At 45.0% G+C, this 15,951-nt stretch carries 14 protein-coding genes; 10 read left to right on the top strand and 4 right to left on the bottom strand.

The window, feature by feature from the left end; translation table 11 throughout:
- The first annotated feature begins 372 nt into the window (after positions 1-372).
- The 5 genes from ERX55_RS02760 (at position 373) to fabI (ending at position 6,176) form a co-directional block, all read left to right on the top strand.
- Entirely contained in the window at positions 373-1,731 is a 1,359-nt protein-coding gene (locus ERX55_RS02760; protein WP_133451068.1) for an AAA family ATPase, read from the top strand.
- On the top strand, positions 1,721-2,482 hold the full coding sequence (locus ERX55_RS02765) for a hypothetical protein (RefSeq protein ID WP_133451069.1): 762 nt from the start codon (positions 1,721-1,723) through the stop codon (positions 2,480-2,482). Before ERX55_RS02760 ends, ERX55_RS02765 begins: the two co-directional genes overlap by 11 nt.
- Positions 2,483-2,577: 95 nt before the next feature.
- On the top strand, positions 2,578-3,423 hold the full coding sequence (locus tag ERX55_RS02770; RefSeq protein WP_133451070.1) for an RluA family pseudouridine synthase: 846 nt from the start codon (positions 2,578-2,580) through the stop codon (positions 3,421-3,423).
- A 35-nt stretch (positions 3,424-3,458) separates the two neighbouring features.
- Complete coding sequence (locus ERX55_RS02775) at positions 3,459-5,285, top strand: monovalent cation:proton antiporter family protein (RefSeq protein WP_133451071.1); 1,827 nt, start codon at positions 3,459-3,461, stop codon at positions 5,283-5,285.
- 120 nt (positions 5,286-5,405) lie between these two features.
- On the top strand, positions 5,406-6,176 hold the full coding sequence (gene fabI, locus ERX55_RS02780; RefSeq protein WP_133451072.1) for an enoyl-ACP reductase FabI: 771 nt from the start codon (positions 5,406-5,408) through the stop codon (positions 6,174-6,176).
- A gap of 42 nt (positions 6,177-6,218) precedes the next feature.
- Here the strand turns inward: fabI and ERX55_RS02785 are convergent, their stop codons facing one another.
- Together ERX55_RS02785 and ERX55_RS02790 are read right to left on the bottom strand one after the other, a co-directional pair.
- Positions 6,219-6,716, bottom strand: coding sequence for a 2'-5' RNA ligase family protein (locus ERX55_RS02785; protein ID WP_133451073.1), 498 nt, complete (start codon positions 6,714-6,716; stop codon positions 6,219-6,221).
- A gap of 40 nt (positions 6,717-6,756) precedes the next feature.
- Complete coding sequence (locus ERX55_RS02790) at positions 6,757-7,458, bottom strand: alpha/beta hydrolase (RefSeq protein ID WP_165983686.1); 702 nt, start codon at positions 7,456-7,458, stop codon at positions 6,757-6,759.
- A gap of 103 nt (positions 7,459-7,561) precedes the next feature.
- Between ERX55_RS02790 and ERX55_RS02795 the strand changes: the two genes are divergently transcribed.
- The gene (locus ERX55_RS02795) at positions 7,562-8,674 is read left to right on the top strand and encodes an AI-2E family transporter (RefSeq protein ID WP_133451075.1); all 1,113 of its coding nucleotides are present in this window, start codon (positions 7,562-7,564) and stop codon (positions 8,672-8,674) included.
- Here the strand turns inward: ERX55_RS02795 and ltaA are convergent.
- On the bottom strand, positions 8,669-9,868 hold the full coding sequence (ltaA, locus tag ERX55_RS02800; RefSeq protein WP_208001501.1) for a lipoteichoic acid biosynthesis MFS flippase LtaA: 1,200 nt from the start codon (positions 9,866-9,868) through the stop codon (positions 8,669-8,671). The two genes, ERX55_RS02795 and ltaA, sit on opposite strands and share 6 nt — an antisense overlap.
- On the bottom strand, positions 9,846-11,015 hold the full coding sequence (locus tag ERX55_RS02805; RefSeq protein ID WP_133451076.1) for a diglucosyl diacylglycerol synthase: 1,170 nt from the start codon (positions 11,013-11,015) through the stop codon (positions 9,846-9,848). Before ERX55_RS02805 ends, ltaA begins: the two co-directional genes overlap by 23 nt.
- Before the next feature lie 201 nt (positions 11,016-11,216).
- On the opposite strand from ERX55_RS02805, the gene ERX55_RS02810 reads away from it, so the two are divergent.
- From ERX55_RS02810 to ERX55_RS02825, 4 genes are read left to right on the top strand one after another with little or no spacing between them, the layout of a single operon-like run.
- Positions 11,217-12,692, top strand: a complete 1,476-nt coding sequence (locus tag ERX55_RS02810; protein WP_243721439.1) for a UDP-N-acetylmuramoyl-L-alanyl-D-glutamate--L-lysine ligase — start codon at positions 11,217-11,219, stop codon at positions 12,690-12,692.
- Complete coding sequence (locus tag ERX55_RS02815) at positions 12,673-12,912, top strand: YueH family protein (protein ID WP_133451078.1); 240 nt, start codon at positions 12,673-12,675, stop codon at positions 12,910-12,912. The genes ERX55_RS02810 and ERX55_RS02815 overlap by 20 nt, the downstream gene beginning before the upstream one ends.
- A gap of 10 nt (positions 12,913-12,922) precedes the next feature.
- On the top strand, positions 12,923-14,485 hold the full coding sequence (locus ERX55_RS02820) for a peptide chain release factor 3 (protein ID WP_133451079.1): 1,563 nt from the start codon (positions 12,923-12,925) through the stop codon (positions 14,483-14,485).
- Positions 14,486-14,501: 16 nt separating this feature from the next.
- Complete coding sequence (locus ERX55_RS02825) at positions 14,502-15,938, top strand: trypsin-like peptidase domain-containing protein (protein ID WP_133451080.1); 1,437 nt, start codon at positions 14,502-14,504, stop codon at positions 15,936-15,938.
- Positions 15,939-15,951 lie beyond the last annotated feature (13 nt).

A 15,951-nucleotide genomic window follows, 5' to 3' on the forward strand; every position in this document is an offset into this window, starting at 1 on the left:
TCAGGAAAATGGCTACCGTAGGTAGTCAGCTTATCTGTAAAAACAATAAAAAGACGAAGAAAAATGTTAAACATACATTTTTCTTCGTCTTTTTTTATAAGCTAGAACTCCTTATGTCCCAGACTCTTATTTATTATGTATTAGTATTAAATGTTTATATCGATTTCTTGCTAACATAAATGTTAAAAGGAAAACAAAATCTTAAATTAAATATTTAATAAAGAATATTATTCAAACAAGAAAATTATTAATTTTAAATAGATTTTCAGTAAATTTTTAAGCTTTTTAGATTTTATTTTGTTTAAATCCTTGTTATTAATTAATAAAAAATATATTCTTAAGATAAAACTTGACAAAATTTAGAGGGATATTATGCAAAATTTAATTAGAATAAAAAATGTGAAGATAGAAAATGTGAAGAATGTAAAATATGGAGAATTTTCTACAAAAATTGATTTCGAAAACTTTAATGATTCTGATGTTTTAGGATTTTATGGACAAAATGGATCTGGAAAAACAGCAGTTGTAGATACTTTTATATTATTAGAAAAATTAATGGATTTACAATCGTTGAATTCTATTAAAAAGAAGTTAGTTAATATTGATGGTAATTCAGCATCAATAAAAATAGAATACATAGTCAAATTAAACAATAATAAAGAATATTACATTGATTATGAAGTTGAAATAGGTATAGATGAAGAAGATAACTATTTCGTTCAAAAAGAAGTGATTAGATATAAAGAGAATCAAGAAAAAAAGAGATACAAACACATAGTGTCTTATCAAGATACTAAATTTTTAATTAGAACACAACCATTGAGTAAACTTAATGAGAAGAACAGAATATCTGCTCAAGTAGCTATAAAAATAGCAGAAAAAGAAAGAACTTCAATAGTTTTTCAAACGGATTTAATTTCCGTATACAAAAAACTCCTTAATAATGAAGAGTATATGTTGTTAAAGTGCATTGTAAACGAATTTAGATCGGGTCTACATATAATTAAAAACTCTGATTATGGCTTATTAATGGCTAATATATTAATGCCATTTAATATTCATCACGAAAGTATTAAAGGGACAGTACCTTTAAATGAATATTATGAAAGTGAAAGCCTTCTACTTGATGATGAGATGTTTGATATTCTTAAAAATGATATATTCCCAAGTATAAATGTAGTATTACCTGCTATAATTCCTGGTTTAACCATAGATATTAGAAAAACAGGAGAAAAGACTAAGAAAAATGGTAGTACTGGTATTGAGTTCGAATTACTATCAATTCGCGGGGAGACTTCTTTGCCATTATCAGAAGAATCTGAAGGAATTAAAAAGATAGTATCTATGCTTAGTGTTTTATCTGCAATTTTTAAAGAACCTAATTCATGTGTTGTTATTGATGAATTAGATGCTGGCGTATTTGAATACTTACTAGGAGAATTATTGAAAATTGTTGATGAAAGTGGTAAAGGACAGTTGATCTTTACATCTCATAATTTAAGAATTGTGGAGTTACTGCCTATTAAAAATATTTGGTTCACTACAACTAATCCTTATAATCGCTATATTCAACTTAAATACACTAATGAACTTTCAAATAATAGAGATATTTATATTCGCGCACTACAAATTAAGAATCAGCAAGAAGAACTTTTTGATAAAATTGATAATTTTGAAATTAGAAGAGCTTTTAAAAAATTAGCAAGAAGAGGAAAGTTGAATGAATTATAAAATAGTAGCCTTAGTTGAGGGTGATACAGATGAGGCAATTATTAAAACTATCTGTAAAAAGTATAATGACGAATTTGAAGTTTTTATAGTCAGAGGGGATTTATTCACAGAAAATACTTACTCTAATGATAGCATTAAAAGTCTTATTGGGAATAAAGTGAAAAATGAAGTGATGAAAAAATATAAGCTAAAAAAAGAAGATATTGTAGCAGTAATTCAAATTTCGGATATTGATGGAGTGTTTATAGGAAATAGCAAGGTAGAAGTTTCTGATGAAGTTGAGAGAATTCTGTATACATCTGATGGAATAAAAGTATGTAGTGAAAAAAAGAAAAAAGAAATTGAAAATAGAAATAAAGCTAAATGTATTAATTTATGTACGATGATTTCATCAAAAATTTTAGAAGATTTAGAGTACAAATTATTTTACTTCTCTTGTAACTTGGAGCATGTCCTTTTTGACAATATGAATATGGAACAAGATGAGAAAGACGAAAGAGTGTACGATTATATTGAAGATTATAATGAAGAAGAACTTTTAGAAGTTCTGGAAGAGATTGCTTCTACTAAGAATAATGGTAACTTTGATGAAGATTATAAAGAAAGTTGGGTAAAAATCCAATCAGATACAAAGATTCATAAAGATACAAATGTTAACTTGATAATCGAATATATAGAAAAACTTGCAATAGAAAATAAAAGGGCAGAAAAAGGGCGTAAAAATGTTAAAAAGGGCAACACTCAGAAATAAGAAATTAATTAAATTGCTTCTAAACCTTGATATGACAGCGTTTTTTAACTGTCAGAATATAGCTGATATTTTACCCATGATTGCGAGTGAATAAGATGAAGATTGAACTGCAAGTGACTGACCCTATGCTTCTGCGCACCTTCTTAGCAGAACAGGCCATATCTAAAAAAAGTCTGAGCGCCATTAAACGTAATGGTGCTCTTTTAGTCAATGGCATCCGGCAGACGGTGCGGGCGAATGTGGTGCCCGGTGATGTCGTCACTGTTGTCCTGCCGGCTGAAACACCGAGTGCCAGTCTTGTGCCGAGTGAGGGGCCGCTTGAAATTCTCTACGAGGACGATGCGCTGTGCATTGTCAATAAGCCGGCAGGTGTCTCGACCATGCCGTCACAGCTCCATCCGCACGACAGTCTGGTGGAACGCGTGCTCGCTCATTTTCGCGAGCAGCGTACAGCCGGCATCCCTCATATTGTGACGAGACTCGACCGGCAGACAAGCGGAGTCGTCATTTTTGCGAAGCATCAGCTGATCCATCACTGGATGACCGGCATCATTGATAAGGTGTATCTCTGTGCAGCAACCGGCCGGCTGCCTGCAAGAGGCAGGATTGACCTGCCGATCAGACGGAAATCTGAGTCGATCATCGAGCGGATCACAGCACCAGACGGCAAACCGGCCTTGACGAGTTATCTGACGCTCCTTCGCAGTGAACATTCTGTCGCCCTCGTCAGACTGCACACGGGAAGGACCCATCAGATTCGTGTCCATTTCAAGGCGATCGGTCATCCGCTGTTAGGTGATACTTTGTATGGCACAGACCAGTCAACCGGACGTCAGGCGCTGCATGCCTTTCAAGTCACCTTCAGCCATCCGGTCACAGCGCGGCTGATCACTATTCAGGCTCCTGTCCCGCATGACTTAAGATTTGTCATACCGATATGATATAATAAAGTGATTTTTATAAATAGGAGGTATGTATGGAACATCATCATATGTTATCGCTCGTTATTATCATGATGACGGCGCTTATTACACCTTTGCTAGTCAACCGTCTGCATCTGAACTTCCTGCCGGTTGTCGTAGCGGAGATTCTGATGGGGATTCTGATCGGTAAATCGGTCCTGAATCTCGTTGAACCGAATGAAGTGCTGAATATCCTGTCCACGCTCGGTGTCATCTTCCTGATGTTCCTCAGCGGGCTTGAAATTGATTTTTCAGCATTTAAAACGAACAAGGAGAGCAAATCCAGGGAACCGAACCGACTCGTTCTGACATCAACTATATTTGCCGGCATCTTTCTGTTGTCGATTCTTGCCGCCTATATCCTGAAATGGATCGGCCTGGTCGATGATGTGCTGCTGATGGTCATCATCATCTCCACTATATCGCTCGGCGTCGTCGTGCCGACACTGAAAGAGATGAATCTGCTGAGAACTTCCATCGGTCAGATTATTCTGCTGGTGGCAGTGATCGCAGACCTCGCTACCATGCTGCTGCTCACTGTCTACGGGACGCTGCATGCCAAAGGGGATTCGCCTATCTGGCTGATAGGGATATTAGTGGTCTTTACCGCCATCTTCTATTTCATGGGAGGCTACTTCAAGAAATCTGAACTGATCCATAAGCTGCTGGAAGGGACCACGCAGATTGGGATTCGTGCTATCTTCGCCATGATCATTTTACTGGTGACATTGGCAGAGGGGGTCGGTGCAGAGAATATTCTGGGCGCCTTTCTGGCCGGGGTCGTGGTCAGTTTGCTCGGTCCTGACAAGGATATGGTCCATAAGCTGGATTCATTTGGCTATGGCTTCTTCATCCCGATTTTCTTTATCATGGTCGGGGTCGACCTGAACATTCGTGAGCTGCTGAAAGAGCCGTCCATCTTGCTCATGATTCCTATTCTTTTTGTCATCTTTTTCCTGACGAAAGTCATTCCGTTGAGCCTGCTTCTCAAGTGGTACGACAAAAAGACGGTGCTGGCGTCCTCCTTCCTGCTGACATCGACTTTATCACTCGTCATCGTCAGCGCGAAACTGGCAGAGCAGCTCGGCACGATATCCAACACCTTATCCGGCACCCTGATATTGAGTGCCATCATCACCTGTGTCATTGTGCCGATTTTCTTCAAGAAGCTGTTCCCGGTTGAAATCAGCGAGGAAAGAATCATCAATATTGCCTTTATCGGGAAGAACCAGTTATCGGTGCCGGTTGCACAGACCTTTAAGACCGCTCTCTATAATCCTACCTTGTACTATCTGGAAAATAATAACTATAAGCAGGAGATCACAGACTTAAGGGTCATTGAAATAGAAGCTTATACACCTGAAGTACTGGAAGCGGCTGGCCTGTTTGACAATGATATCGTGGTCTGCTCCGCGAATGACACGCCGATCAATGTGAAGGTCGCTTTAATGGCGAAAGCGCATGGTGTCGAACGCGTCATCTGTCGTCAGGCGAACGCCGGCGACGATGCGGAACTGCAGGCGGCAGGCGTTGAGATATTCAATGAGTTTGACAGCACGAAGACATTGCTGAAGAGCATGATTGAATCACCTAATATGCTCAGCCTGTTATCGAATGTGGAATCTTCACTTTATGAGATTGAAATGTTGAATACACGTTATCATGAGATGACGCTGCGGGAATTCCCGTTTGGCGGCAATATCATCTTTGTCCGTATTCTCCGCAACAACAATTCCATCGTGCCGCATGGAGATACGGAGCTGCACTTCAAAGACCGTCTGATCGTGACGGGCAGCAGACAGTATGTCGACCAGCTGAAACGAGAACTGGAACTCTTTTAATAGAAGCAAGAAAGTGTCGCGAAGAGATAAAAATTCGCGGCACTTTCACTATTTCTTGCAATATGGTCGCATTATCGCTAAATTAGTAGTAGGTACTAATTTATGAATGAGAGGGATAGTATGTTAAATTTAGAAAATCAGCGCTTTGTCATTATGGGTGTGGCCAATAAGCGCAGTATCGGCTACGGCGTGGCACAAGTGCTGGACGCAGCAGGCGCAGAAGTCATCTTCACTTACCGTAAGGAGCGTTCGAAAGAGGCCATCCTTAAATTGCTTCCTGAATTAAAGAATAATAGTGACGCACTGGTCGTTCAGTGTGACGCGGAAGACGATGCATCGATTATCCGCGCATTCGAGGAGATCGGTCAGACAGGTCAGATCAACGGTGTATATCATTCGATTGCCTTTGCGGATCCGGAGGACTTACGTGGTCGCTTTTCAGAGACCTCTCGGGAAGGCTTCCTGAAAGCACACAGCATCAGCTCCTATTCACTGACGATTGCAGCACGTGAAGCCAGCAAGATCATGGCGGAGAACGGCAGCATTGTGACGACGACTTATCTCGGCGGCGAGATCGCCATCGAAAACTACAACGTCATGGGTGTGGCGAAAGCCTCCCTTGAATCCAATGTCCGATATCTTGCGCTTGACCTCGGGGCACAAGGCATCCGTGTCAATGCCATCTCAGCAGGTCCGATTCGTACCGTCAGCGCAAAAGGTGTCGGCGGACTCAGCACTATTCTCCATCAAGTCGAAGAACGTGCACCATTGAAACGTAACGTCGACATTATCGATGTCGGCCGTACAGCAGCTTACTTACTGAGTGACCTGTCGAGCGGTGTGACGGGCGAGAATATTCACGTGGATGCCGGTTATCATATTGTCCGCTAAAAAAAGACCTTGGACCTTCTATCAGAAGATCCAAGGTTATTTTTATGAGTTTAACTTGAACGTTTCATAGACATTCCAGTGACCGTTCTCCAGCTGGTAGCACAGGCTGATCTTATCGATGGTCTCACTGTAGTTGACGCTGGTCATCTGCAGCTGGCCGTAGACATCTTCAAATTCCTGGCTTGTCAGGTCCTGTGCAATCGTCAGGTGAGGTACATAGGGATGCGGGTCCTCGCCGAATAGTTCAGCAAACTGACGATGTAGATGCGTGAGTGTCTCATTCTTTTCTACTTTGAAATAGATGACATATTTCACGGGTGCAAAGTTGGATACTTTATTGATCTGAATATCAAACGTTGACGTATGTTCCGCAACAGCCGCGACCTGCTGGGCAACTTCATCGATATCAGCAGCCTCAAAATGACTCTTCAGTGTCATATGCGGTGCGATGACCGAGTAATGTGAATCATAGCGCTTGCGGTACGAATTGACTTTCTCCTGTAACTCGAGAGAGGGGAAGATGGCGATACCTAGTTTCATATGATAGCCTCCTTAATGTTAATACTACAAGTATAACAAATTACTCTCCTAAAAAATATAAAAGAATGGAAGCGATTTCTGGTTTCCATGTTCGCCATGTATGTCCGCCGGCCAGTTCACGGTATTCATGTTCAATGCCCCGGGCAGTGAGTGCAGCGTGAAAGGCGCGGTTAGGCGTCAGGAAGTCAGCGGTCGCACCGGACATAAGCTTGAATGCCTTTTCCTCTTTGCCGACCAGCTGGACGTACTTGACAGGGTGTTTCAAGGCGGCGAGTTCCTGAGTAATAGCTGCTGTGATCATCGGACTGAATAATGCAGCTTCATTAAAACGCTCGTCATTCAACGATAGGGATAAGGCGATACTGGCAGCGAGGCTGTCACCCATTAACAGCCGTTTATCCGATACTCTGAAATGGGTCGCCACAAAATCCTCCAGTTCTGACGTCACAAACGCGATCATTTTCGTCTTATGCGGGCTATCCGGATGATACTCCTGTGAACGGGTCTCAATATCTGGATAGTGAACGAAGATGATGATGCTGGCAGTCAGCTGGTCATTTAGTTCTTCATATTGTCTGTGCAGCTGCCCCAGCTGGCTGAAATCCTGACCGTCAAATGCGATGATGACGGCATGCTCTTTGAGTGCCGAATAGCTGTCCGGCAAATAGATGCCGAGCTTGACCGTACGCGCCAGCGCTGTACTCTCTATTTCAAATGGGGTCACGAGTCCACGTTTAAACATATCATCACTCATTTCTTTTTCATAATTTTAGCATAAATGAACTTAAGGCAATAAATTAGGGGTAATAGAGTATAATGAAAATATCAATCATAAGGAGGACTCTATGTTCAATAAAGTCTGGTTCAGAGCGGCTGTCGGGCTGCTGCTTGCGTTTTTAATTGTTAAATATTTCCTTGAAATCAATCATATCTTCTATCCGCTGATCGTGATTGTCCAGTCCATTGCACTTCCGCTCATTCTAGGAGGATTCCTGTATTATATTACAGTACCGTTTCAGAATTACCTTGAGCAGAGACGCAATATGTCACGAGGCAAGAGCCTGCTTATCATCATCCTGCTGATGCTGATGTTAGTGGCTATCTTTGTCTTGATGATCGCACCGATACTCACTAGACAAGTGTCGTCATTTATCAATAATTTCCCGACGATTCAGAAAGAGTTCCAGTCTTATATCAGCTATGCACTTGACCAGCGTGACAAACTGCCGGATGATATGAAACAGCGTATCAATGATGCCATCCAGAAGCTGAATAATATGACAGGCGCACTGCTGACGAACAGTGTGCAGTATGTCACGACGGTTGTCTCGACATTATTCCTGCTGATTCTTGTGCCGTTCTTCCTGATTTACATGCTGAAGGATCATGACCGCTTTATTCCGTTTGTCGCGATGCCTTTTACCGGGAAACGTAAAGAATTTGTCGTCAATCTGCTGAAGGATATCGACAAGACGCTCCGTAGTTACATCCAGGGTCAGGTGACAGTCAGTATCATCCTGGGTACGTTGCTGTTGATCGGCTATCTCATCATCGGTCTTGATTACGCACTCGTGCTTGCCCTGTGGGGGATGGTCACCAACTTAATTCCTTTCCTCGGACCGTACTTAGCGATTATTCCGGCGCTCATCATCGCGCTGATTCAAAAACCTGTCATGGTGGTCTACGTCATTATCATCATGACAGTCGCACAGCAGCTGGAAGGGAATGTCATCACGCCTAACATCATGGGCAAGTCACTGAACATTCATCCGCTGACCATTATCACTGTCATCCTGGCGGCGGGTAATCTGGGCGGCTTTGTCGCTATCCTGATAGCGGTGCCGACTTATGCTGTACTGAAGACCATCGTCACGAATATATACAGACAGCGTCAGAACATTACGATACAGGCCAGCAAGGTCGTCGAAGATAAGCAAGAAAAAAAGAATCCATTATAAGGATTCTTTTTTTTGCGTTCTATGCTGGTTAAGGAAGAAGGCGCTGTAAAATAAAGCGAGCAAGGCGAAGATACAGGCGGATACGTAGAGCGTTGTATTGACGTTTCTGGCTATTTCAGCGACGAAACCGCCGATGACCGGTCCGATCATCGTTCCGATGCCCTGCAGACTATTGAAGACACCCCAGGACTCTTCTTTCTGCTCCTCATGGACATGCTCGGCGACGAATGTGTTCCAGCCGGGTAAAAGCATCCCGTAGAAAAGGCCGATGACCAGCCCGATTATGAGCGCCAGTATGAAGAGGTGCAGCTGACTCAGCACGAAAATACTGATGCCGAAGACCAGAAAGCCTGCGATGATAATGATATGGCTGACGACTCTCGGCATATGGTCCATGATTTTAGAGATGAAGAGCATGGCAATCGTACAGCCGGCACCGCCCGCGATAAGCAGATAGGTATATTCAAGTGTCGTCACATGCAGATGTCTGACGGCATAAGAAGGCAGTATAGGCACCAGCATGCCGATCGCTATCCCTTGAAAGACGATACCCGGAAAGAGGGCGAGATGCCGTGTCATGACCTGCTTGATCAACTTAAGCTGAGCCTTCAAGGTTTTCTTCTCGATATAAGAGACTTCCGTCTTCACAAAGAAATAGAGTATCCATGAAATGAACGCCACAAGCGCCATCAGAAACGTATAACGTGTCGGATGAACCTTGAAGATAAGATTCATGCTGACCATGCCGGCCAGCATACCGACGAGCCAGGCGAAATAGACGTAGCCCATCTGCTTGGCGCGTGCGCACTCATTCACAGAGCTCAGCATCACAACCCATATCGGACAGACCGCTACACCTAGCAGAATCGCTGCCAGGAAATAGACGATGACCTGGTGGCTGACCACAATCAGGCTGAGAGAAGCGACAGCGAGCAGAAAGCACAGATTCAATACTTTCTTCGTACCGAAGCGTCGCAAAAGAAACCCTGTGGAAAAATTCATCAGTGCATCACTGATGAAATGAAGTGAGATACAGATCGATGTCACACCGACTGAAATGCCTAGAGCTGTAGTCGGCAGAATAGGCAGATAACTCAAGATGAACATCCCTCTGGCGAATTCCATCAGAAACAGAATGACCAGCATCTTCGAGAAATCTGACCCACGCATGTTACCGCGCAAAGATTCTCGCATACAGGGAGGCTTTAGACTGCAGCTGCTGGGTAAGAAGGGATGTATTCAGCATATCAATGAGATCCTGACAGATGGTTTCAGATGACCGCGCGTGATAACCCGCACGCATCGCACGCTGCATCTGTGCCAGTTCCCGGGAATCGGTCAGCAGGGTCGTCAGCACGTGCAATGTTTCATCCACAGTGTGCGTGATACGCGCATAGCCCATCCGGCTGAAATAGACGGCATTTTCACCTTCCTGACCGGGAGCAGGATTAAAGAAGACCAGGGGAATCGCCTGACTCAGGCTTTCCGAGATGGTGATGCCGCCCGGTTTCGTCAGCATCAGATCACAGGCGTTCATCCATTCGGCCATGTCGTTTGTGAAGCCGAGAACCTTCATATTAGGTTCAGCATCAAATTGACTGAGCTCACGCCGCAGTTTCTTACTGCTGCCACAGACCACGACAAACTGGAGGTCTGCACGCTTGTTCAGTTCGCTGAGCATAGCGCTGAATCCTTCAACAACCCCGAATGCACCGGCCACCATGAGCAATGTCTTTCTGTCCGGATCCAGGCCGTGCGACTTCAACCAGGCGGCGCGGTCGCGTCTGACCTCAAATTCAGGATGAATCGGAATACCTGTCACCTGAACATCATCCGCGTCAATGCCGATGGACAGCAGCTGTTCTTTCGTATGTTCAGCCGCGACATAATATTTCTTTGAGCCGGGTGTGATCCAGTTCTTATGCATATTATAGTCAGTGATGATAGTGGCGACCGGAATCTTCAGTTTTAACTGCTGTGTCAGCAATGAGACGACCGGAGTCGGAAAGGTCAGCAGGATCAGATTGGGTGTCTCATTCGACAGAATATTGATCAGCCGGTTCAGACCGTAGTATTTATAGAAACATGAGTTGATGTCGTCTGGATTTGAGTAGTAGAACATTTTGTATGTTGAGCGGAAATATTTGTAGCTGTTGATATACCATTTCTTCAGGGCGGACGTCACAACAGGATGCGCTTCAAGAAAGAGGTCATGCTGAATAAGCGTCAGGTTACTGAGGTTCATCTGATTGAACTGATTAACGATGCTGTTCGTAACCGACAGATGTCCATTACCGAAAGAACCAGTGATAATAAGGATTTTTTTATTCTTTATCAACATTAACACGCTCCAGGAGTATAATTGTTCTTAGCTAGTTTATCTCATTATAGAGACTTTGAGCAAAAAATTTGAGTACATTACAGAAAAATTACAAATACTGGACAAAAATTAATAATCAGCCCCTAAAGGGGATGCTATATTTTTCAGACTCATTCTTTAAAAAAGTGTATAATAAAGAATTGAATTAAAGGAGGTATGCCTGTGAAAACTGAAGCACTGCTTAACCTGATAAAAGTAAAAAAAATAAAAGGTGAACTGCCTGAAGAAGTCACTGATATTACGACAGATTCACGTACGGCCGGCCCGACTAGTATTTTTGTGGCCTCAAAAGGCTACACAGTCGACAGCCACCGCTTTATCCCGAACGTCATCGAACAGGGCTGTCAGCTGGTGGTGACAGCGCATGAAGTCGATGCCCCTGTCGCCCAGATCATTGTGCCTGATACGTTACGGGTGGCAAGTCTATTTGCGCAGGCCATTTTTGACTATCCGGCTGCAAAACTGAAGACATTCGGTGTGACCGGTACCAATGGAAAGACCAGTGTCGCAACGATGATCCATCATCTGCACCGTGCTCTTGACATCCATAGCGCCTATCTCGGCACCAATGGGCTGCAGATCGATGAAACGGTGACGAAAGGTGCCAATTCCACCCCGGAAACCGTCACACTGACGAAAAGCATTGTGCAGGCACTGGAACACCAGGCAGAAGCCATGAGTTTTGAAGTGTCGAGTCACGGGCTCGTGCTCGGCCGGCTGAACGGCGTGGACTTTGACGTTGCCATATTTACGAACTTGACACAGGACCACCTGGACTTTCACGGCACGATGAAGGACTACGGCTATGCGAAATCGCTGCTTTTCAGCCAGCTCGGCAATCATCCTTCTTATGCCGTACTGAACAGTGACGATGCCTTCTCCGAGACACTGCGCACGGTGACAAGCCGCGAAATCATCACGTATGGCATCGACCAGCAGGCGGATTTCAGGGCCACTGCTGTCGAAGAGACGCTTTACGGCACCACATTTACCCTTGAGTCACCAGAAGGGGAATTTAAAGTCGAAAGTCCCTATCTCGGCAGATTCAATGTCTCTAATATCATGGCCGCTATAGCAGCGCTCTTTGCTGCTGGACATGACGTTGAGAGAATCGTCCAAGCGGTACCGGCGCTGCCTCCCGTTGAAGGGCGGCTGGAAGTGCTGGACCGCAGTCTGCCGATTGATCTGATCATTGACTATGCACATACACCGGATGGCATGAACAAATTGATAGATGCCGTGCAGCCGTTCGTTAAAGGCAGGCTCATCTTCCTGGTCGGCATGGCGGGAGAACGCGATCTGACGAAGACCGCTGACATGGGCGCTATCGCCTGCCGTGCGGATTATGTGATCTTCACACCGGATAACCCGGCGAATGATGACCCTAAGAAGCTGACGGATGCTCTAGAAGAAGGGGCGACCCATCAGAACTTCAGGTCGTTCACGGACCGTAAAGAAGGCATTCTGCACGCCATCGATATGGCTGAAGCGGGCGATATGGTCGTCCTGGCCTCAAAAGGACGTGAACCTTATCAGATTATGCCCGGTTACGTCAAAGTCCCGCATCGTGATGATCTGATCGCACTGGAAGCGGCCTATCAAAAATTTGGAGGACATCATGAAAATCAGACAAAGTAACAGTGAGAACCTGAGCTGCAAAGTCTATATCTATGAGAATAAGAAAGAAGAAAACTTCATCGTCAGTATCCCGGATATCTTCTTCTCTATTCAATATGATTATGACTTATACGGTGAATCACTGATTGAACATCTTTACTTGCATCTATTCAATATTCTAGACGACAAAGAAGCACAAGAACTCGCGCTGCGTATCGCGCAGTGGACGAGCGAAGTTTAAGGAGAACATTATGACATTAAAACAGGAAGTAGAAATCAGAAAGACCTTTGCCATCATCTCTCACCCCGATGCCGGTAAGACGACATTGACCGAAAAACTCCTGCTCTTCGGGGGCGCCATCCGCGAGGCGGGAACAGTTAAAGGGAAGAAGACAGGTAAATTTGCGACCAGTGACTGGATGGACGTCGAAAAAGAACGGGGGATCTCGGTAACCAGTTCTGTCATGCAGTTTGATTATGACCATTATAAGATCAATATCCTGGATACACCGGGGCACGAAGATTTCTCCGAGGATACATATCGTACGCTGATGGCTGTCGACAGCGCCGTTATGGTCATCGATGCTGCCAAAGGGATAGAGCCGCAGACGCTGAAGCTCTTTAAAGTCTGTAAAATGCGCGGCATCCCGATCTTCACCTTTATCAACAAATTGGACCGTGTAGGTAAAGAGCCGTATGAACTGCTGGAAGAAATTGAAAAGACGCTTGATATCGAGACGTATCCGATGAACTGGCCGATCGGTATGGGTCAGTCTTTCTTCGGTATCATCGACCGTGAGCATAAGACGATTGAACCGTTCCGCGATGAGGAGAATATTCTGCATCTGAATGAGGACTTTGAACTGATTGAGGACCATCCGATTAAAAATGACGTCGCATTTGAGACAGCAGTGGAAGAACTGATGCTTGTGGACGGTGCCGGCGAAGTATTCGATGAAGAGAAATTACGTGCAGGTGACTTGACCCCTGTCTTCTTCGGTTCAGCGCTTGCTAACTTCGGTGTTCAGAACTTCCTGAATGCCTACGTTGATTTTGCACCGATGCCGTCAGGCCGCACCACAGCAGAAGGTGATGTGGTCAGCCCGTTTGAAGAAGCGTTCTCTGGCTTTATCTTTAAGATCCAGGCCAATATGAATCCCGCTCACCGTGACAGAATCGCCTTTATGCGCATCGTCTCCGGGGCATTTGAACGCGGAATGGATGTGACGCTGACGCGTACAGGCAAGAAAATGAAGATCTCCCGCTCCACCACTTTTATGGCGGACGACACACAGACCGTCAACCATGCAGTCAGCGGTGACATCATCGGTCTGTATGATTCCGGTAACTATCAGATCGGTGATACATTGGTCGGTGCCAATCAGAAGTTCCATTTTGAGAAGCTGCCGCAGTTCACCCCTGAGATCTTTATGAAGGTCAGCGCGAAGAACGTCATGAAGCAGAAACATTTCCATAAAGGGATAGAGCAGCTCGTTCAGGAAGGCGCGATTCAGCTCTATAAGACACTCTATACGAACCAGATCATCCTGGGTGCGGTCGGTCAGCTGCAGTTTGAAGTATTTGAACACCGTATGAAGAACGAATACAATGTCGACGTGATAATGGAACCGGTTGGCCGGAAGATTGCGCGCTGGATAGAGAACGAGGAAGCCATCACGGATGCGATGAACTCAAGCCGTTCGATTCTCGTGGATGACCGCTTCGGCAATAAAGTCTTTCTGTTTGAGAATGAATTTGCGACGCGCTGGTTCCAGGATAAGTTCCCTGAAATTAAGCTCTACAGTCTGCTGTAATTGAAGGGGGAGCAAGATGGGAAAAATTAAAATACTGAAAAAGGAATACTTGCGGCCGAAACGCCGGTTCAGTCACCATGAAGAGAGGGAAACAACGACTCATCAAGAAGTTATACCGGATGAAGTCACGTCAGATGAAGTTACGCCTGATGAAGTTCCGTCAGATGAAATGATGTCTGACGGAACTGCCGGACAAGCTGAAATAATCGATAAAGTCACGATCACAACAGCGTCAGAGCATGCTGAGGCAGAGGCATCTGATGACTCAGCGCCTGATGACTCAGCGCCTGATGAGGAAGCGGCCAGCCAGGTAGAGGAAGCGGCCGCACCTGTCACGCCTCAGCCAGCCGCGCGCAACTCTCATTTCCGCTGGCTCTACTTGATTCCTGCTGTCCTCTTCGGTATGGCACTCATGATGCTCTGGCATCTATTCGCTGATCAGCCGGCACCTGAGAAACCGAAGACGGTGCAGGAGACGCTGACGAAGACGGAAAAAGCGATCAAGATAACGAAAGACCATGTCGTCAGTGTCGTCAATCTGCAGAAAGCGAATAATCTGTTGAATGAAAGTGAAGTGCCTGAAGAAGTGGGTATCGGCAGCGGAGTCATCTACAAGGTCACCGACAAAGCGGCCTTTATCGTCACGAACTATCATGTCATCAAGGATGCCGAGACCGTTCAGGTGACGCTGAGCAACAACAGAAAAGTCAAAGCCAGCGTCATCGGCAGCGATGAATGGACCGATCTCGCGGTTATCAAGATTCCTAAAGGCCAGCTGAGCGGCCAGATGAAGTTCGCAGACAGCGATAAAATCATCGTCGGTCAGACCGCCATCGCAATCGGCAGTCCGCTAAGCCAGACTTTCGCCGGGAGTGTCTCACAAGGCATCATCTCAGGATTAAACCGGGCGGTGCCGGTTGATATGGACGGCGACGGACTCTATGACTGGGAATCTAATGTCATTCAGACAGATGCCGCAGTCAATCCCGGTAATTCGGGCGGCGCGCTCGTCAACGATCGTGGAGAACTCGTGGGTATCAATGCGATGAAAATCTCGCTTGATAATGTTGAGGGGATCAGCTTTGCGATTCCGAGTAATGATGTGAAGAAGATAATCGCCATATTAGAAACGAAACATAAGATTGTCAGACCTGAACTGGGCGTCCAGGTCCAGGATATCAATAATCTGCAGCTGGATGCGGTCAGACAGCAGCTGGGTATCCCGGCTGATAGAACTGAAGGTGTGATTGTCATGGGTGTAGAAGGTGGTTCTGCCGCACAAGCAGCAGGTCTTCAGGCACAGGACATTATCACTAAAATGGACGGTAAGCAGCTGAAGAGTCTGGTTCAGTTCAGAAAGATTCTGTATTATGATCATCAGAAAGGTGATACATTGACGATGACCGTGCTGAGACAGGGTAAAACTGAACAGCTGAAAGCGATATTAAAGTAAGGGTGGGAATCCA

Source organism: Macrococcus bovicus (assembly GCF_004359575.1).
GTDB classification, from domain to species: Bacteria; Bacillota; Bacilli; order Staphylococcales; family Staphylococcaceae; genus Macrococcus; species Macrococcus bovicus.

Coding starts and splice junctions, on each gene's coding strand:
- ERX55_RS02770 (WP_133451070.1), top strand. CDS start 2,578: ATGAAGATTGAACTGCAAGTGACTGACCCTATGCTTCTGCGCACCTTC.
- ERX55_RS02795 (WP_133451075.1), top strand. CDS start 7,562: ATGTTCAATAAAGTCTGGTTCAGAGCGGCTGTCGGGCTGCTGCTTGCG.
- ERX55_RS02775 (WP_133451071.1), top strand. CDS start 3,459: ATGGAACATCATCATATGTTATCGCTCGTTATTATCATGATGACGGCG.
- ERX55_RS02760 (WP_133451068.1), top strand. CDS start 373: ATGCAAAATTTAATTAGAATAAAAAATGTGAAGATAGAAAATGTGAAG.
- ERX55_RS02820 (WP_133451079.1), top strand. CDS start 12,923: ATGACATTAAAACAGGAAGTAGAAATCAGAAAGACCTTTGCCATCATC.
- ltaA (WP_208001501.1), bottom strand. CDS start 9,868: ATGCGAGAATCTTTGCGCGGTAACATGCGTGGGTCAGATTTCTCGAAG.
- fabI (WP_133451072.1), top strand. CDS start 5,406: ATGTTAAATTTAGAAAATCAGCGCTTTGTCATTATGGGTGTGGCCAAT.
- ERX55_RS02825 (WP_133451080.1), top strand. CDS start 14,502: ATGGGAAAAATTAAAATACTGAAAAAGGAATACTTGCGGCCGAAACGC.
- ERX55_RS02790 (WP_165983686.1), bottom strand. CDS start 7,458: ATGTTTAAACGTGGACTCGTGACCCCATTTGAAATAGAGAGTACAGCG.
- ERX55_RS02815 (WP_133451078.1), top strand. CDS start 12,673: ATGAAAATCAGACAAAGTAACAGTGAGAACCTGAGCTGCAAAGTCTAT.
- ERX55_RS02765 (WP_133451069.1), top strand. CDS start 1,721: ATGAATTATAAAATAGTAGCCTTAGTTGAGGGTGATACAGATGAGGCA.
- ERX55_RS02785 (WP_133451073.1), bottom strand. CDS start 6,716: ATGAAACTAGGTATCGCCATCTTCCCCTCTCTCGAGTTACAGGAGAAA.
- ERX55_RS02805 (WP_133451076.1), bottom strand. CDS start 11,015: ATGTTGATAAAGAATAAAAAAATCCTTATTATCACTGGTTCTTTCGGT.